This window comes from Nostoc sp. (genome assembly GCF_036919595.1).
GTDB lineage: Bacteria > Cyanobacteriota > Cyanobacteriia > Cyanobacteriales > Nostocaceae > Nostoc.
The window spans coordinates 1-16,750 of sequence record NZ_JBALCO010000154.1; the positions used below are offsets into that span (position 1 = coordinate 1).

General features: G+C 41.1%; 17 protein-coding genes and 5 pseudogenes. 10 read left to right on the forward strand and 12 right to left on the reverse strand.

Annotated features, from left to right (window positions below; translation table 11 throughout):
- Positions 1–356 precede the first annotated feature (356 nt).
- The 4 genes from V7K21_RS23690 (at position 357) to V7K21_RS23705 (ending at position 2,337) form a co-directional block, all read left to right on the forward strand.
- On the forward strand, positions 357–836 hold the full coding sequence (locus V7K21_RS23690) for a hypothetical protein (protein WP_335177624.1): 480 nt from the start codon (positions 357–359) through the stop codon (positions 834–836).
- Positions 837–1,011: 175 nt separating this feature from the next.
- Positions 1,012–1,326, forward strand: a complete 315-nt coding sequence (locus V7K21_RS23695; protein ID WP_335177625.1) for a hypothetical protein — start codon at positions 1,012–1,014, stop codon at positions 1,324–1,326.
- A gap of 165 nt (positions 1,327–1,491) precedes the next feature.
- Entirely contained in the window at positions 1,492–1,827 is a 336-nt protein-coding gene (locus V7K21_RS23700) for a hypothetical protein (RefSeq protein WP_335177626.1), read from the forward strand.
- A gap of 183 nt (positions 1,828–2,010) precedes the next feature.
- Positions 2,011–2,337, forward strand: a complete 327-nt coding sequence (locus tag V7K21_RS23705; RefSeq protein ID WP_335177627.1) for a hypothetical protein — start codon at positions 2,011–2,013, stop codon at positions 2,335–2,337.
- A gap of 280 nt (positions 2,338–2,617) precedes the next feature.
- Here V7K21_RS23705 and V7K21_RS23710 read toward each other — a convergent pair whose 3' ends face one another.
- The 3 genes from V7K21_RS23710 to V7K21_RS23720 form a co-directional block, all read right to left on the reverse strand.
- A complete protein-coding gene (locus tag V7K21_RS23710; RefSeq protein ID WP_335177628.1) occupies positions 2,618–3,448 on the reverse strand; it encodes a hypothetical protein in 831 nt (276 codons plus the stop codon).
- 699 nt (positions 3,449–4,147) lie between these two features.
- A complete protein-coding gene (locus tag V7K21_RS23715) occupies positions 4,148–5,413 on the reverse strand; it encodes an AIPR family protein (RefSeq protein ID WP_335177629.1) in 1,266 nt (421 codons plus the stop codon).
- 56 nt (positions 5,414–5,469) lie between these two features.
- Positions 5,470–5,628: a hypothetical protein gene (locus V7K21_RS23720; RefSeq protein ID WP_335177630.1), complete on the reverse strand. Its 159-nt coding sequence runs from the start codon at positions 5,626–5,628 to the stop codon at positions 5,470–5,472.
- A gap of 18 nt (positions 5,629–5,646) precedes the next feature.
- Between V7K21_RS23720 and V7K21_RS23725 the strand changes: the two genes are divergently transcribed.
- The gene (locus V7K21_RS23725) at positions 5,647–6,339 is read left to right on the forward strand and encodes a 2,3-bisphosphoglycerate-dependent phosphoglycerate mutase (RefSeq protein WP_335177631.1); all 693 of its coding nucleotides are present in this window, start codon (positions 5,647–5,649) and stop codon (positions 6,337–6,339) included.
- A gap of 426 nt (positions 6,340–6,765) precedes the next feature.
- Here V7K21_RS23725 and V7K21_RS23730 read toward each other — a convergent pair.
- Positions 6,766–7,030 (reverse strand): annotated as a pseudogene (locus tag V7K21_RS23730) (helix-turn-helix domain-containing protein); the annotation flags it as partial.
- Here V7K21_RS23730 and V7K21_RS23735 point away from each other — a divergent pair.
- On the forward strand, positions 6,976–7,119 hold the full coding sequence (locus V7K21_RS23735; RefSeq protein ID WP_335177640.1) for a hypothetical protein: 144 nt from the start codon (positions 6,976–6,978) through the stop codon (positions 7,117–7,119). The pseudogene V7K21_RS23730 and the gene V7K21_RS23735 overlap by 55 nt on opposite strands.
- Positions 7,120–7,542: 423 nt before the next feature.
- Positions 7,543–9,007: pseudogene (locus tag V7K21_RS23740) on the forward strand (ISLre2 family transposase).
- A gap of 267 nt (positions 9,008–9,274) precedes the next feature.
- Here V7K21_RS23740 and V7K21_RS23745 read toward each other — a convergent pair.
- Positions 9,275–9,455: pseudogene (locus V7K21_RS23745) on the reverse strand (IS66 family transposase); the annotation flags it as partial.
- 34 nt (positions 9,456–9,489) lie between these two features.
- Here V7K21_RS23745 and V7K21_RS30855 point away from each other — a divergent pair.
- Positions 9,490–9,687 (forward strand): annotated as a pseudogene (locus V7K21_RS30855) (Fe-Mn family superoxide dismutase); the annotation flags it as partial.
- Positions 9,688–9,893: 206 nt separating this feature from the next.
- Here the strand turns inward: V7K21_RS30855 and V7K21_RS23755 are convergent.
- The 4 genes and pseudogenes from V7K21_RS23755 to V7K21_RS23770 all read right to left on the reverse strand — a co-directional run bounded on the left by V7K21_RS23755 (position 9,894) and on the right by V7K21_RS23770 (position 11,689).
- Complete coding sequence (locus tag V7K21_RS23755; protein ID WP_335177632.1) at positions 9,894–10,424, reverse strand: transposase; 531 nt, start codon at positions 10,422–10,424, stop codon at positions 9,894–9,896.
- A gap of 20 nt (positions 10,425–10,444) precedes the next feature.
- Positions 10,445–10,741 (reverse strand): transposase, encoded by a 297-nt coding sequence (locus V7K21_RS23760; protein WP_335177633.1) that lies wholly within the window; start codon positions 10,739–10,741, stop codon positions 10,445–10,447.
- A gap of 90 nt (positions 10,742–10,831) precedes the next feature.
- A pseudogene (locus V7K21_RS23765) lies at positions 10,832–11,059 on the reverse strand (hypothetical protein); the annotation flags it as partial.
- A 45-nt stretch (positions 11,060–11,104) separates the two neighbouring features.
- Entirely contained in the window at positions 11,105–11,689 is a 585-nt protein-coding gene (locus V7K21_RS23770; RefSeq protein WP_335177634.1) for a TetR/AcrR family transcriptional regulator, read from the reverse strand.
- A 136-nt stretch (positions 11,690–11,825) separates the two neighbouring features.
- On the opposite strand from V7K21_RS23770, the gene V7K21_RS23775 reads away from it, so the two are divergent.
- Together V7K21_RS23775 and V7K21_RS23780 are read left to right on the forward strand one after the other, a co-directional pair.
- On the forward strand, positions 11,826–12,713 hold the full coding sequence (locus V7K21_RS23775) for an SDR family oxidoreductase (RefSeq protein WP_335177635.1): 888 nt from the start codon (positions 11,826–11,828) through the stop codon (positions 12,711–12,713).
- A gap of 595 nt (positions 12,714–13,308) precedes the next feature.
- Complete coding sequence (locus tag V7K21_RS23780) at positions 13,309–14,064, forward strand: SDR family oxidoreductase (protein WP_335177636.1); 756 nt, start codon at positions 13,309–13,311, stop codon at positions 14,062–14,064.
- Between the two features lie 61 nt (positions 14,065–14,125).
- On the opposite strand, the gene V7K21_RS23785 is transcribed toward V7K21_RS23780, so the two are convergent.
- The 3 genes from V7K21_RS23785 to V7K21_RS23795 all read right to left on the reverse strand — a co-directional run bounded on the left by V7K21_RS23785 (position 14,126) and on the right by V7K21_RS23795 (position 16,436).
- Positions 14,126–14,629: a hypothetical protein gene (locus tag V7K21_RS23785; protein ID WP_335177637.1), complete on the reverse strand. Its 504-nt coding sequence runs from the start codon at positions 14,627–14,629 to the stop codon at positions 14,126–14,128.
- A 900-nt stretch (positions 14,630–15,529) separates the two neighbouring features.
- Positions 15,530–15,835, reverse strand: a complete 306-nt coding sequence (locus tag V7K21_RS23790) for an HU family DNA-binding protein (protein ID WP_335177638.1) — start codon at positions 15,833–15,835, stop codon at positions 15,530–15,532.
- A 412-nt stretch (positions 15,836–16,247) separates the two neighbouring features.
- Entirely contained in the window at positions 16,248–16,436 is a 189-nt protein-coding gene (locus tag V7K21_RS23795) for a hypothetical protein (protein ID WP_335177639.1), read from the reverse strand.
- Positions 16,437–16,750: the final 314 nt, after the last annotated feature.

The window sequence follows — 16,750 nt, forward strand, 5'->3', positions numbered from 1 at the left end:
TCAAATGATAAAAGTCCCTCGTCTTTTATTTGAGCGTTTGAGAGATATTGCTGTTTACGCTGCTTGATTAAATCAAAAATGGATAAAGTCGAGCTCAAATCAGTCGATAGAAAATATTTTTAGATATCTGCGTCTACTTGACGAATAAAGTTAAACGGCGTTATTAAGCTAAATACCTTACTGTAGAAGCTTTTAGATAGATATCGAGAAAACTACAAAAGCAAAAGAATGATTATGATTATTGTAGTTGGTGATTTTATTCCTTGGAAGTACCTTAGCTTAACTGCCGAACTTGATTGGGTGTTCTACTATTTTTTTATGAGCTAATGCTCATCAATCAACTTAGGAGAAAGCACATGTCATCCAATGATGCATTTAAGCCCGCATTTGACTCTGAAGGATACACCGAAGTTACACTTTTAGAGTATAAATTAGATAGTGAGATAGATAAAAAGACGGGTGAAGATAAGGAATATATGTGTTTTACCTTTAGCATTATGGACTTCACATGCAAGAAATCAATAAAGACAAATGTATTCATTTCTACTCAAGATAAAGCAATACGCAAGTTATTGAGTACCTTAAATATTTCCACGAACCTGTATAATTCGGCTTACAATAGCTTTGAGCAGTTGGATTATGACTTCGACGAGTCGGATGATGACTTTGAGGATGTGGATGGTTATTTGTTTCGTCTTAAAATATTAGAAGTATTTATTCCAGGTAGCACAATAAGTAAAACATATCTGGCGAAGGTAGCACCCAACAAAAATGGCTATTGGATTATAGATACTAAGTCACTCAAGCAGGCTGAACCAAAACCTCAAGAGAAATAATCTGTTGCTCACGAGCTAGCTAAGAGGGTGTTTGAAAAGTTTTAATGAGTTAACCGACACCCTGATCTGGTGGCAATGTTTCCCTTTTCTCTATCAAGAGCGGGATGATGTTTGTAGATGATTTCAAAGGTAAAAACCCATCATTATTCACATGCTCCCCCTTGGGAGTTTTTTATTGCCCTACCCCACCCAGCTTGACCAGCACGGGCTTAATCATCTGGAGTCCATTTTTTCAAAGCCTTATCAAGAAGTGGAATTTCTGGAAGTAGAATCCATTAGTATTTCTGAGGCTGATTTAGACCAAATTGTGGCAATCGTTGCGGCTACTGCTAGCCCTCCAACTTCTTTTGCAGCTATCAGAAACAGCCGCAAGTGGGGCGACGATAAAAAGAGTGTTCTTTACTTGAGGAATGCCTTGTCACAATTGATTGACACTAACCGATTGTGCGGAAATGAAAAAGATGGTTTCACCGTAATTAATGTTAATTAGTAATATTGGTCACACTTCCTACTGAGTTCCTGTTGAGTTCCGGTCGAGTTCCGGTATTCTTACATCTCCAAGTACGGATAAAAAATAAGGTCTTTTTATTTTTCCAGCAAGATTTAAATTTTTTCTAAACATTTTCTGGAATGTGTGGGTATGGGAAATTTAAAAATGAGCGATAAATTAACCACAGCATTACAAAAACTAGCTATCAGTCCAGTTAAGGCAGACAGGCTGGCTATTTATAGATTAGAAAAAGAGTACGGCGCTTCTTTATCAGAAATTGTTGGTGAACTCGAAGATTATGCCATAGTCCATCAATCCATATCAGACGAAAGGGCTAAACCCAAAAATCAGTTAATTATCGTTTGCTGCTATGGCTGTCTTTGGGGTGCAGTTATCGGAATTGCGACGTTGTTTATCAAGCCCAGCATTACTGTGGCGGCGATTGGGTTGGGTTTTACGGCTGGAGCGTCTGGGAAATTGCTGGTTCAAAAAGGGGAATAAATGTCTATAATACTGTCATAGTAAAGTTTTCCTTTTATTTTGTGGCATTTCCTTAACTTTCCTTGCGGTAGTGGATGTAGTAGAGTCCGTGAAAGTATCCTATTTAGTGGAAATTAGTGGAATCAGGTTTAATAGTGGATGTACACTAACTCATAATTTTATTAAAGATAGGAATAAATACTTGTGTCTGATTTTGAAGCACCAAATAGACTAGACCGTATTGAAGTATTGGCTATTAAGAATACTGAAGCTATAGCAGCACTAACCACTAAGATTGATAATCTGACTGATAACGTAAATGATTTAACAAATAATGTTGACCGTGTATTAAGTCGTAGTGCAGTTTTAGACGATGTTTTACTTGAATTACGTGATAGTCAGGAACAGCAACAAAGAAATTTTGAAGAACACCAACGTCGTTTTGATGAACATCAGAGAACCACTAACGCTGCTCTAAATAGCTTAGAAGCTATATTAATACAATTGATAAGAATATTTCCCCAATCCTAAGTCAGCAGTAAATAGTGAAAACTGACGACGTTCATGGGGAGGTCTGTCGGGAAGCTGTCTACATAGGCTACGCTACTGATGACGGCGGCGGCGTTGCCGCGTCTTTCCTAAGCGATCAGATCCCGTCTAGCATTCTCGCATAGTATAAAACTTGCCAATATAATCAAGAAGGTATAGCCATTTACAACAGTGACGAGATTTGACCTAATTTCACACCAGCATCCAACAAGTGTGGCTAGATAATAGGTTATGGCTCAAAACTTTTTAAGTAATCTTGAAACTAACATTTTCTAAACCGAACAAATCCTGAATTACATTTTTCTATTCTGTTACGTAAGTTACGATTATCATCAGAAATTTTTGTAACTTCTTCCTTCAAACTATTATTTTCAGCCTTTATTATCTTATTATCTTTTTTTAAAACTTCAACCTTTTGATTTAAATCTTGTATTTTAATCTTTACATTCTTGTAGCTAGCTAATTCTTCATTTTCTGTTGCCAATATTCTATTTTGAGTGCGAATATTAGCCAATTCTCCCTGAGCGCTTTTTTCATTTATCCAATACTGCGTACCAAGCCAACTAACATACCCAAGCCCACAAATTGCACCAATAGCTGCAAATGGTTTATAAATTTTGCTAACAGTTATCCGTAATTCTCTTACTAATTCCGCCATTTTTCGGTCAACCTTTATTAAAAATTCTTCTAGTTGTTCTCGTTTTTCTTTTTCATAAATAGCTCTTTGCCTTGCTGATTTCTTTTTGGCTTCCAACTCTGTTAAATCTTTTTGGTATTTTGCTTCTGCATCATTTTTTACAATTTCAGCAATAGCGTAAGCATCGATATTTGTTTTTAGTGCTATAACTTGACAAGCTTGCCCAAAAAGCGATTTATAATTCGACGGAACATACCTCCTTGCTCCTTGATACATAGCTTGTGTTAACGTGTCTATATCTTTAATAATCTCAACAAAAGAAGTATGATTGTAACTTAATAATTGGTAATCATTGCGGTAGGAAATATCAGTCCTCTCATGATATATTCCATAACGTTTTGCAAATGATATTAACGAAGCATTGAGGTAAGGTATTGGAATGCCGTCAAATTCCATAAGTGGTAGATGAAAAGTAATAAATTTAATATACCGTAATTACTTTATGATAACGTTTACTGCCACGCCTGAAAAGTCGAAATTTACAACACACACTATGGTTAATTTGTACAGTGCGTAAATCCTAGCTTAGACAAAGAGTACTTAAACTCTCTATGTTCAGGTACTAACCTTATACAAAACTCTTAAAACTGCCAAATAACAGTTTAGTTACTGCACTTGTTTCCAAAAAGTTACTTAATATAGACTATTATTCATACTTAACTCAGGTACAGAAACACAAGATACAAAAATTTCCAGAACATCTATAACTAGGCTTGAACTGATAGATTCGATAGACTTGCCACAGCTATTTCTGCTGTTATCTATCGTAGAAATTTAATTAAACCTTTCAAAAATATTGATCTTCTTGTTTAATCTGACTTTTCACACTATCTGAAAAAATCAGAGTGTGTGGGGGGCTAAGAGTCTTTCCCCTATACCGAATGGCACGAAGATTTATGTAAAATCTCTTTGCTAACAGGGTATAGGCTGAGTGTGTTCTAGACAATTAAATGCGAGTGCGTCAAGGAGTTCAACATCTTCTTAATTCCCCACACCCGAACTTAGCTACTCCACACCCTTTCATCCAGGAATACCAGGGATTTACGCTTTTCTTCGTGCCGTTCCCCCATACCTCATGCCCTATTCGGTAAAAAACTATTTGGGAACAGTAGTCGCGTTGAGTTCATCCCTTTTCCCTTTTCCCCTCTTGCTAGTACCTTGTGTCACCTTCGATTCTTCTTCTTGCTTACTGGAGTTAACCATTTTCACCAAGTGCTGATTCAGATAACTTTGCGCCGAGATATAAAGACTTTCCCAAATCTCTTGATTGCGGCTGATTTTTGTACCGACTGTATTGCCTGCTGTTTTCTCCGACACTAAATATTTGCGGAAGTAGTTATTCCACAAGTGTTGCAGAAAATCTTCAGCAAATTTGTTAAACGGCAGAATCCATTTATAATCTTTATCCAAAAATACCCGATATGATGCAATTATCGGTAATGCCAGGTCAGTTGGCGCACCAAACCCAAAAGAGTACTTACTGTCCGGCAACAATGTAGTTTTACGTATATCAATTGATGCTAAATCGTTGTTACCCTTTCTTCTGGGGCTGCTGATATGGTCTTGAATTATTTCGTAGAGTCTTTGTTCTATCCACAGAGCATGAGTCAAGAGAGGCAGTAAGGCGGTTAATCTTTCCCTTTCTGCGTCTGTAATGTTACTTGGAAGACTCATCCCTGCTGGGTGTTTGGTTCGTTTATTGCCGTCGGGGTTGTATTTATTTCTGTCGAGGCAGTAAAGGAGCTTGAGCAAATGGGTTACATTGCACTGAGCGTTTCTAGGAGCGCCGCTTTGGTTTTGATAATAAGCAATGCGGAATTTTCTATCTTCTTTCTGTTCTAACTGGGTTAAATACTGCTTGATGAGTTTGTAATCACCTCTAGCGTTGACTTTGGAGCGAGAATCTACTGGCGTTGTGGTATTTGAAGCCAGGGCTATATCTTTGGCTGATTCTTCAGTCAGTCCGATGTGAATCGTAACTTTTACTCTGGCAACAGTTAGGTCATATTTGTAATTTTTCGCTTGCTCAAAAGCTAAAACTGTGTGGCCACCGTTGATAATGCCGTCGCTTCCCCCCTCCGAGGCTTCTAAAACTTCTAGCTCCAGTTCAGTTTTGTTTTTGTTAGGTTTAACTTTATTTGCTGACAGAACAATTCCACTGTGACGAGAGAAGAATTTTACAGGTTCGGTCGTCAGCGAGTCGAAGATTTGTCTGTAAGTTGCGCTTTTGCGGTTTGGCTCACGAATATTGGGTTCTAAGGGAAGGTCTATAGGGAACGAGTCTACATGGGCTGTGGCGATAATGCAATTGGGGTTGGCTTGAAAATAGTTATCTACCTTTATGTTCCAAGTCTTGGGCATAGTAAATCTGGCGATGAAATTAATCGGTTAACGTTACTGTATCTGTTATCGTTGTTTCATTGTGGCATTGTTGCTCTGGTTAACCAAATAGCTGCCCCTAACGCCACCAGTTCTCGGTAGTTGAAAGGTGTGAGCCATTTCAAAATCAAGTTCAGCTCTAACTTTAGCCGTAGGCGCTGCTCAATCGGTACATCCAACCAAAATGCTGCATTCACTGCTTTCTTCAACCCATAATGGCAAAACTCATTCTAATTCGTCACGGTCAAAGTACTTGGAATGCAGCCAACCGATTTAGCGGCTGGGTTGATGTCCCTCTGAGTCATCTAGGTCGCCTTGAGGCGATTGCGGCGGCAAAAAAAATTAGAAATTATCGAATTGACGTGTGTTTCACTAGCCTACTGGTTCGTGCCATTGAGACAAGTGCTATTTGTCTAACTGAATGCGAAAAAACTTGCGCTGGTAAAAGCCCTGTATTCAAACATAACGCCTCAGATCACGATTGGCATGGTTGGGATAACTATGAAGGAGATAAAAGTCAAGAAATTCCTATTTTCATGTGTGCAAAACTTGATGAACGCTATTACGGTAATTTACAGGGATTAAACAAAGCTCAAACCACAGAAAAGTTCGGTGAAGACATGGTGCATGAATGGCGGCGTTCATTTGTTAAACGACCACCAGGAGGAGAAAGTCTTGAAGACACTGCCAAAAGGACGATTCCATTTTTTCAAAATCGAATTTTTCCCCATATCAAAGATGGAGATAACGTCCTGGTTTCTGCCCACGGCAATTCTCTACGGTCAATTATCATGTATATAGATAACCTTAGTATTGAAGAAATACCCAACCTTGAACTTGCGACTAGTGTTCCGATTGTCTATGACATTAATCAGCAAGGAAAAGTAACAAGTTCTGTAATCATCTAGCCGATCAAAAATTGAGATTCCAGTACTATGTTTGTGAAAGATGAAAGTTTAATATTTTGTGGGTTTCATCAGGAAAATTGTTGAGCAAATGGAAAAAATAAGATTTATTAAGTTCTGGAATTTCTCAACTATGAAGCCTAATTTAGAAAATATATTTAAGAGTCCTAAGCGTTGACCCCAAGGACTTTGTTTCATCTCTCTCTGGTGCATTAATGCAAGCGAGTCGAACAGTTACAGTTTTTTTGTTAGTATTGACACGTATAGTGTCATCGTTACCGACGCTTACAACTGTAGCAGCAAGGTTATTGGCAACAACTGGTAATGTTTGAGCTAGAAGTAGAACGCTAATTGCAACAAAGCGAAATTTCGGAAGCATCTGTAGTAATAATCACTATCTACTTATAATGCCCAGACAATTAATTAAAAGTAGCTAATAAAAAGTCCCGAAATTCCATCTTCCTCGTAGGCTTGCTTCCAGCTTGTTATCGAACCCAGTGACACATCTAAAATTGTTTGAATTTCCTCATACTTGTAGCCTTGATAAACCAGTTTGACTGCCAACGCTTTCCTCACCTCACGCGAAGAAAAGGCGATAATCTATAAATTCTTGTAGTTCTGCGTTAGCGAAGCTCACCGTTGGCGAAGCCTCTCGAAGAGAAGGTATCGCGGCTTGTAGATGCTGGTTTGTCATTGTTCGCTATTAGACAGACATATCTCACCGTATTATCTCGTAGTTTTTGTAATCGACTACGGGGGCGATCGCGGACTAAAATCAAATAGATATCAATGAGTGAAGGAGCTACGGAGATTAGTTCAAGAAACTTAACCCTATGCGATCAAAGTAAATAAGCGGGTATGACTTTGAGGAATTAAGCAGCATTTATTACTTGCTCAGAAGCAGGAACTTCTGGAAGTAAAGAAGGAGTAGGTTTATCTAGGCGTGCAGCAGAAGGGGAGCAACGCGATTTTGTGAGGTTGGGCAAAAAAGGTGCGATGCCTTCGGCGGGCTGCGCCTACGCTAAAAACTAGCTTCAGTACAATATAAATATTTATAACAAGTAAGACCGTATTAACACTGTTAGAATTTTATTTTTATTTTCAGATATAAATATGATTTATTATTTCTGCCTAAAAAAAGGTAGGATTCCTTTTGGAGTAAAGGTTTTGATATCTGACATCAAAACGGGGAATGCCTACGCGCTTATGAAAAATCATATATATTCTACTTTTGATTTAAGCAAATCGTTAGAACACTTTCAAGAAAAAGTCACGAAACTTTTAGAACTAACGAATATCTCAGAATGGGATGGACACGTTTTCAGAGAACGTGAGAAAAAAATTAGAGAAATTGCCTTAGTTTTAGCAGGGGAATGTACAGCTTTATTACTCCATAATCTGTCACAATCTCAAGATTTTTTAGATAAAGCAGAGCAGGAGACACAGGGATGGTGGCAAACAAGCACAAAAAAACATGGTTGTAAAGAACGGCAAATATTAACAGTTGGTAATGTCGCAGTAACTTTAAAATTACCGTATGTAGTTGAACGTCAGACTCAACCAAAGAAAAATCAAAAATCTTTACATGAAGGATTTTGCCCATTTTTAAGATATTTGGGAATGTCTGAGGGTTTAACCCCTGGAGTTTTATCGACTATTGCCCGATATGGTGCAATTGCTGGCTCGTTTGAGGCTGCACGGACAACATTAATCGATTGGGGCGTAAATATTAGTCTAAAACGCATAGAACGGCTAACATATTACTTTGGTAAAATTGGCATAAATTTACGTGAATCGAAAATAACAAGTTTAGAGCTTGGTAACTTACCTACGAGTAATGCTCTTAAAGACCAGCGTGAAGTCAAAAGCTGTAGATGGCGGTCGTACACGGATTCGGATTAATAAAAAAGGCAGACGTAAGGCTAAGACTAATCGTGTAGGCTTTACAGGAGAATGGATTGAGCCAAAAATATTAACAATTTATGCAGTGAATGAACAAGGTGAAAAAATCAGGAATGGAGAGGTTTCAATTACCAATGATGGAACTTATCAAGGATATCAAGGATTTTTGCAGATATTAGAGATGTACTTGGTTAATTTAGGCATTAGTCTGGCTAAACAGGTTTTATTAATTGCGGATGGAGCAGAATGGATCTGGATACATATTCCCCCTTTACTCAAAAAGTTAAAATGCCCACCTGAAACTTATCAATTATTAGACTTTTTTCACGCTGCATCACATTTACAAGATTTTGCGGATGCTGCTTTTAACACAAACAATGAGCGTCAACAATGGTTTCAAAAGGCTCGAAAAAGTTTAAAAAAAGGTCAGGCACTAGATTTAATGAGAAACATGGGTGAATTTATTTTTGAGGCAAACGGAGAGCGCCTTAAAATTTTGGTACGAGAACGAAATTATATTTTAAAAGCTTATCGACGTAGGCTTTTAAAGTATAACTCTGTTGCCTTGAAAAAACTTCCTCTTGGTAGTGGCGCGGTTGAAAGCTTAATTCGCCAAGTTGTTAATTTATGGATGAAAGGTAATAGTAAGTTTTGGCTTCAAGATAACGCAGAAATTATGTTGCACCTCCGTTGTCAATGGATAGCTAAAAGTTGGGATAATTTTTCTGATTCTATCTTCAATTCGTTTATCAAACCCCAAACTTGCTGATAAATTTTATACTTTAATTCAGTATTTCACTGGTTTTATGCCATAATTGATACTAGGCCTTAAATAATTATTGCAGATATATTTGAAAATAATCGTCAAATAACTTACTACCAATCTTTTTGAGATATCTAATCAAGATGATTTTTCGTGCAATTACGTATATTAATTGCAAATAAAATTACTTCATATACAAATGTAAGTTTTAGCGATCGCTGATTTTTGATCCGACCTCACAAAATCGCGTTGCTCCCCAGCAGAAGTTGCTACTGTTATAAAATCAAGAACATTTCGGCGCTGGGACTTGAGAGTAGTGACGACAGTTAACATCCGAGCGACAAAAGCACTGCCAGTTTGAGTTTGAGAACCAAAACTGGTACGTCGCCATATCACCGCCGGACGTATATCTTTGGGCAGCATTATTTGTCGGTTCTACACCCTCAACTTTCACGGGACTTCCATAAAGCAGACTCAACTTTTAAAAGTTGGCACACTACTATGCTTGGCTAGTAATTGACCAAGACCAACTCAAAATCGTTAAAACTGAGAATGCCATGAATCCAATAGTGAATCGACAAATTCCACTGTTAACTTGTGATGTCTGGGAACATATTTACTATCTTAACTATCAGAATCGTCGCCAACATTTTCTGCAAACTTTCTTCCCCTACTTAGAAAACTGGGAGTTTGTGACGGGAGCAGCTACAAGCGCATCAATTAGCCATCGTGTTACGACTGATGTTGAAGAGTTGGCTCGCCTCACACTTCTTGAAACCGTCCAACTCAATCGCTTGCATGACTTTTTGCCGGAAATCATCGCTCTCTCGCTTTAGCCATTGAAATCGCGTAGACGCAATGCTAACTCTTATAGAACTCATTTGATATCTTTTTAGGCGGTATCTGCGACAGCTAGGCGTTTGAGCATTAGCCGAATAAAACATAGCTTGAGCTTGGCATTGGAACGTTCGAGCGTGCGGTCAAAATTTTTGACTAAACTTTTACATCTTTCAACCCAAGCATTCGATCTTTCAATAACCCATCTGGCAGCAACAGGCACAAATCCAGATTGTCCTTTCGTCTCCTTCTCAGCTTTTAACGATTTGGCTGAAAGCTCAAATTGAATTTTAGTCATAATCTCTGGGTAAATCTGTTCCAAGGCTTGTGTCAATTTATCAGGGTGATAGCCTTTATCTACCAAAATAGTCGTTTTGGGAAGCTCCACAGGTTTAGATTTGAAGTAATCAATGTTTTTCGAGAGCATTTCAATTAACCCTTGGTCATCAGATACATTAGCTTTGGTGCAGTGGGTAAAGAAAGGCAAGCCTAAGATATCCACGGCCAAATGTCTTTTGATGCCATTAGTGCATTTGTAAAAGCAAAATCCTTTTGACTTAACACTGGCGTTACAAGTATTTTTCACCGCTTGTGAGTCAATCATGATTAGGGTTGACCACTGCGGTTTTTTTTGACTTGTTCGCGCACCTGATGATGCAACTCAGTCATGATTTTCTCCAAGATGTCCTCTTCACACCACTGGTGGTAATACCAGAATACTGTTGAATATGGCGGCATATCTCTAGGTAAGTCAGCCCAATTACAACCATTCTTAAGTTGATAAAGTATCCCGTTGAGGATTTGCCGCTTTGTCCATATAGGGGGTCTGGTTCTCTTCTTAGTCGGCAATAATGGCTCAATTATTTCCCACTCTTTGTCTGTCAAATCGCTTGAATAACCCATTTTTAACCCTGATCTGCTTCAATGCACCTAATTTCTGTTGATTCTACTCAATCACCAAAAAGATATCAAATGGGTTCTATAGTCTACGTCCTAATCTTGATCGCTATAGCTATAGTAAAAATTTTGGCTCTTGACATGAAGATTATGAACAACGGCGGTACGGCGAAGGTCAAATAAGTTTTTGCAAGTTCCAACGTAACGAGCTTTCACTCCTTGCCAGCGACCAATGTCAGATAAAGAAGCAAGGGCAGCTACCCGTTCTCGGAGCTTGGTGCCACCAGCAGGAGTTAATTGACGTTGTTTTAATTCCTGGAACAATGGCTGATCAGTTTGCAATACAGTGCGAGCATGTCAACCAGCCGCTCACTTTATTGAGCGCGAACCGAGGATGAGAATATCTACCAGTCGCCGGGCGCTTTGCTGCCAGTCAGGAGTGGATGCCACATTGGCAACGCCAATCAAAGCCCGGAGCAGATCGATCGGATCGAGGTCTTCGCGGATGTCGCCGTTTTCGATCGCCTGTTTCACCAGTGCCCGAATTGCCTCCCAAATCTGGGTGTATGAACCTTCAAAAACCTGCTTCGGATCTCCCACCAGGGCATTCAACGCAGGGGCGATGATCTGTTTCGCGGCAATGTAGTCAACAAACAACAGCATCCAGGCGCGCAGCGCTTCGAGTGGAGGCAGTGTCTGGGCAAACTGCCGTTCCGCCGCTGCCAGCTTTTCTACCTCACTCCGATAAACCGCCACCAGAAGGTCCTCACGGGTCGGGAAGTGACGGTACAAGGTTCCCGGCCCGACACCGGACTCCTTGGCGATTTCGTCTAGGCTTGCGTTGGCACCGTACTGAGAAAACGCCTGCTTTGCCACTTCGAGAAGGCGCTGGCGATTCCGCTGCGCGTCACGCCGTGGACTTCGGTCTGAAGATTGTGAACGTTTCGTAGCCATGCAAAAGAGCTTGCAAACGGAGACAGTCTCCGTTAATATAGAAAATGTGGAGTTCAACTCCGTTTTAGCAGATATTCAGGATTCAGGCGATGAAGCCCGAGTGAATTTTATCAACCACATATAAAGAGACTAACTCATGCGTGTTTTTGTTACTGGTGCTACCGGATTTATTGGCACTCCCGTCGTCAAGGAACTGATTGCAGCCGGGCACAAAGTCCTTGGCATGGCCCGTTCGGACGAAGGGGCAAAATCCTTAGCGGACATCGGCGCAGATGTTCATCGCAGCTCACTGGAAGATATTGAAAGCCTGCGCCGTGGTGCCGCGGCGGCTGATGCTGTCATTCATTTGGCCTTCATTCACGATTTCTCGAATTTCGTGGAGAATAGCGAGATCGACAGGCAGGCCATCGAAGCGATCGGTTCTGAACTCGCCGGTTTTGATCGCCCATTTATTGCCACATCAGGGCTTGCGGGATTAGCTGCACCGGGACAGCTTGCGACCGAAGATAGTGTCATATCGCCGAATTTTCCATTCCCGCGTGTTTCAGAACAAACGGCGCTTGCGCTGGTACCCAAGGGTGTTCGTGTTTCAGTTGTACGCCTGCCTCAAGTTCACAACACTCTCAAGCAAGGACTTATTAGTTCTGCCATCGCCATAGCACGCGAGAAAGGTGTTTCCGCCTATGTTGGGGAAGGTCAGAATCGCTTGGCGGCGGCAAACGTTTTGGATGTCGCCCGCCTTTACAGGCTCGTGTTGGAAAAGAACGAAAACGGTGCTAAGTACCATGCGGTAGCCGAAAAAGGTGTGTATATGCGTGATATTGCTGAAGTTATCGGTCGCGGCCTGCAGATGCCTGTAAAATCAATACTGCCAGAAGAAGCGGAGGCTCATTTTGGATGGTTTAGTATGTTCGCTGACCATGACCTTGTAGGCTCAAGCACTATCACGAGAAAAAAACTGGGCTGGAATCCTACCGAACCGGGCTTGATTGCTGATCTAGAGCAGATGGATTACCGAGGTTAGGCGAATTATACCAATTCGCAATTCACAATTGGCAATGACGCTCGCGGACTCGCTCTAAGCGTTGCCATGCCGCAGGCTTTACGCTGCGCTAACGCAATTAAGAAACTTAGATGCAGCAGGACTTTTGTCATTTGCATCTGTTGCCTAATTTTGGAGAATTGGTATTACACTGAAGTTTTGACTGAATTTCAGCATCGATCATATCGGCTTCACTCTCATCCAATAGTTAGGGGCAGCGGATCGCCCCAGTCTACCAGAAAGCAGAGGGATTATAATAGGCTCATGGGTATTGTCAATTTAACCGTTCAAGGGCTTGCTGATTGAGAAACTGTCTGATTTTCAAAGGCTGAAAGACTGATTTCTGCGTGACTCCAAGTACACTCATTCTCAATAACCAGCGCCAAATCCAGTTAAGTTGACAATACCGTTTGATGCCCTCGTCAATCACGCTGGAGTTGGCATCGATGCCCCTGATTAAAAAACCTTGCGACAGAACCTAGATGTTTAGGAGAAACAAGAACATGATCCAGTCAATAAACCTTGGCGGCACTTTTGCACTCCCAAAGACTTCACTATCTTTACAGGAAAAATACTGATGAATCTCACGGACAACACCATCCTCATCACTGGCGGCACAAGCGGCATCGGTCGTGCGCTTGCCGAGGCGTTCTATCAACGTGGTAATCAAGTCATCATCACGGGTCGCCGTCAGCATCTCCTCGATGAAATCACCGCCGCTCACTCCGGGATGCACGGGATTCAACTTGATGTTCAAGACTCGACGGACATCGAAGCCTTCGTGTCCCGCATTCGAGCACAGTTCCCTAAACTTAATGTTCTGATCAACAATGCCGGAATCTCTAAGCCGGAAGACCTCACCTCAGACTCGATCGATTTTTCTGTGATGCAGTCTATCATTCAGACTAACATTGTCGGCGTACTTCAACTCACGGCGTTACTCCTCCCGACGCTCAAACAGCAACCGCATTCAACGATCGTCACCACCACCTCTGGTTTAGCTTTCGTTCCCATCAGTCCATATCCGACTTATTGTGCGAGTAAGGCTTTTCTGCACTCTTGGTTGCAGTCGCTCCGCGTTCAGCTTCAGGAAACCTCGGTAGAGGTTCTCGAACTCGCGCCGCCCTATGTGCAAACGGAGCTTGGCGGTTCTAGTCAGGCGACCGATCCTGCTGCAATGCCACTGGCTGACTATACTGCTGAAGTAATGCAGATTCTCAGCACTCCAAACCCGCCCCACGGCGAAATCCTGGTTGATCGAGTCAAAGCATTACGTTTCGCCGAAAGGAACGATGATTACGAGCGAGTATTTGCGAGTCGCAATAAGCAATAATCGACATCCTAGCCCAAGTTGTAGCCCCGTAAGCTGGTTAATAGTCGCCAGCACAAAGATCCTAACTCGCTACACCTAATTCTTCATCTGCTGGTTGTTGCTCCTTGACAGCACCGAGTGACTCAATAAAAGCGTCGATTGCCTTGGCTGCTGATTGCTTGCCTGTTTTCAATTGGGAAAGGATATTTTCGCGTATTGCTGAATAATCTGGTATGACTTGCTGCTCAACAGAAGCAGCCTCTTGTTTAGGTAGGACAACTTCACCATTACGCTCATCTATTAAACCCTTTATCTGAGCGACTGCTTGGGCTAATTCCTGCCTAATCACCTGTTTTATCTCTTCCCCATCAGATGTAGACGCAGCTAAAGCATTTACTTCCTGCTTAACTATTTCCTTGATCTCATCACCATTAGATAACGCCAGCCCAGCTTTTGTCTGACCCAGGATTCCCTGGAGCAATCTTGTCGCTGTGTGATTTAATGACTCATTTTCGGAAATCTGCATTGCTGATAAGGCTTTGACTTCTGCATCAGTTAGCCCAATAGAAATTGTCACCTTACCCATACTTTTGAAACCTGTAAATATTAAGAAAGCGCATCGTTAGTATTGGGTTACAGCGTTTGCATACAGTACTTTGATTGCTGATCATAAATGCTGTATAAACAACTTATCAACGACCCAATTTATTAAGCTTTGCCTTGTAAGCAACTTTTACCCTTGATTTTTTAATCTAGCTTCAAATCAATCAAGTTGCCATTACTTCAATTCTAACGCACCCTTAGCTGAACATATATCAGCTAGGGGGTACATCTGCATCCATTTATATCGGTATCGTGTTGGTAATAAGGCACAATGGTTGCCTCGCTTAAAAGCAATATTGCCTGATAACTTGTTTCGATTTGATACCAGCAAGCGGTTGAACCTGCCATAAATCACAGACAAGCCCAAAAATGCATTGGTCAAGCAGCTTTGTATTTTGTGATTGATAGTGCTACTCCCCTATTACTTTATGTTGGAGAAACCAAGCAAAGTAACAAACGCTGGAAAAATACCCACGACTGCTTCGTATTACATCGCCAGTTATCAGGATTTACATTATCGCTATGAGATGGAGACGGCGGTTAATATTAGTTTTTAGTGGGATGCTCCGGTAGAGAGAAAATCACGACAAACTTTAGAACAGGCAATGATTCAAAAATTTAAATCCACATTCAATAAAGAAAATTGGGAGCGATGGGGACAACCATTTAAGTAGACTATTTCGATACTTTAATTAATCAATTATGGCTTTGCAGTGATTGGATTGCTAGTGGTAAAGCAATTCATCTATGGTGCTACTTTGGTGCTACTTTTTCTTTGAACTGCAACAAGCAGAAAACGCAGGTACTCTAGTAGCTGGGATAGTCATTGGCTCAGGGAGCAACGCGAAAAAGTGAGATCGAGGTTTAGTTCTCAATTACACCTCTATATTCTCAACAAAACTTGGTTTTTTAGTTGCGATCGCATCCCGAAACAAGCTATATACGTCCCAGGTTGCAGCACCTCACAAAATCGCGTTGCTCCCATTGGCTCATTGGTTTTGGGATTACGTCCAGAACGCTTGGAGCGATCGCGCGGCTCGAATGAACCAAAGCTAACGAGTGTTACTTGATTCCCATTTGCTACAGCCTCGGTCACAACTGACAAAAAAGCACTGATGATTTCCGATGCTTCCTTTTTTGTGATGTTAACCTTCGCTGCTACAGCATCCACTAGTTCGCCTTTGTTCATAAATGACTTTGAATAGATTACTGTTATGTCTTTATACCTACAGAACTATTATGATGCAAAGTGGCAAGGCGATCGCTTTGCCGCCAGAGGTGGACGAGCGACTCCGAGAAGGCGCAAGCTATAAGACGATGTGCGAGCGCACTTTCTTGCTCCCACAAAAATACCCTACTGAGTTATATCAGCAGAGTATCTCAATTTTCAGGTGTATAATATAACTATCAATTTTATTTTGCAGTAAATATCTATACCACTGTGTAAGTACTGGAAGTTTTGACTTAATAGCGTCGCATTCCCCTGACAACCTCCGACACCCAAAAGACAACATCAGTCATCAGTCTTGTAATTGCAGTGGTGGACAAAGAGTTGCTGTCGCTTTTGTGTTGTTTGTGTGCGATCGGATCACCCCCGACAACTAGCGACAGGCGATCGCACTTCCCAAGATTGACCCATACTCGTCGTCTGCGATTAGTGGCAAAAGTAGAGCGATCGCCTCAAAGGGTGACAAGGTTTTGCTCATTTTAATCGTTTGGCACAATTGATTATGACGAGAATTATAATTACAAGCAACAGCGACACAAGCAATGAAAGTTGTTGTAGACACTTCCGTGTGGTCGTTAGCACTATGACGTAACGCTTCGCTACAAAGCCAACGTCAAGGGCGAACGCACTTCCTAAGAATAACCCATGTTTGACATCTGCGATTGGTGGTAGCTGGTGATCGCTATTTCTTACTTGTTTGCTCTTAATGCCTGCTTGCTCAATTGCACTACAATATTTTGCGGCAATGCTTCTACTGGAGCATCAGTAAGCAGAGATTTATCCCTCTTCTGTCACTTTCCGGTTATTCTGAATAAAAGAATAAAAAAAGAAAACCCTGAAAGGTAAGTAGAGCAATGGATGTAGAATTACAAATCT

Excerpts from the sequence above, each read along its gene's own strand:
- V7K21_RS23775 (WP_335177635.1), top strand. The coding sequence starts at position 11,826 with ATGCGTGTTTTTGTTACTGGTGCTACCGGATTTATTGGCACTCCCGTC.
- V7K21_RS23780 (WP_335177636.1), top strand. The coding sequence starts at position 13,309 with ATGAATCTCACGGACAACACCATCCTCATCACTGGCGGCACAAGCGGC.
- V7K21_RS23770 (WP_335177634.1), bottom strand. The coding sequence starts at position 11,689 with ATGGCTACGAAACGTTCACAATCTTCAGACCGAAGTCCACGGCGTGAC.
- V7K21_RS23715 (WP_335177629.1), bottom strand. The coding sequence starts at position 5,413 with ATGCCCAAGACTTGGAACATAAAGGTAGATAACTATTTTCAAGCCAAC.
- V7K21_RS23760 (WP_335177633.1), bottom strand. The coding sequence starts at position 10,741 with ATGGGTTATTCAAGCGATTTGACAGACAAAGAGTGGGAAATAATTGAG.
- V7K21_RS23785 (WP_335177637.1), bottom strand. The coding sequence starts at position 14,629 with ATGGGTAAGGTGACAATTTCTATTGGGCTAACTGATGCAGAAGTCAAA.
- V7K21_RS23690 (WP_335177624.1), top strand. The coding sequence starts at position 357 with ATGTCATCCAATGATGCATTTAAGCCCGCATTTGACTCTGAAGGATAC.
- V7K21_RS23725 (WP_335177631.1), top strand. The coding sequence starts at position 5,647 with ATGGCAAAACTCATTCTAATTCGTCACGGTCAAAGTACTTGGAATGCA.
- V7K21_RS23710 (WP_335177628.1), bottom strand. The coding sequence starts at position 3,448 with ATGGAATTTGACGGCATTCCAATACCTTACCTCAATGCTTCGTTAATA.
- V7K21_RS23700 (WP_335177626.1), top strand. The coding sequence starts at position 1,492 with ATGAGCGATAAATTAACCACAGCATTACAAAAACTAGCTATCAGTCCA.
- V7K21_RS23790 (WP_335177638.1), bottom strand. The coding sequence starts at position 15,835 with ATGAACAAAGGCGAACTAGTGGATGCTGTAGCAGCGAAGGTTAACATC.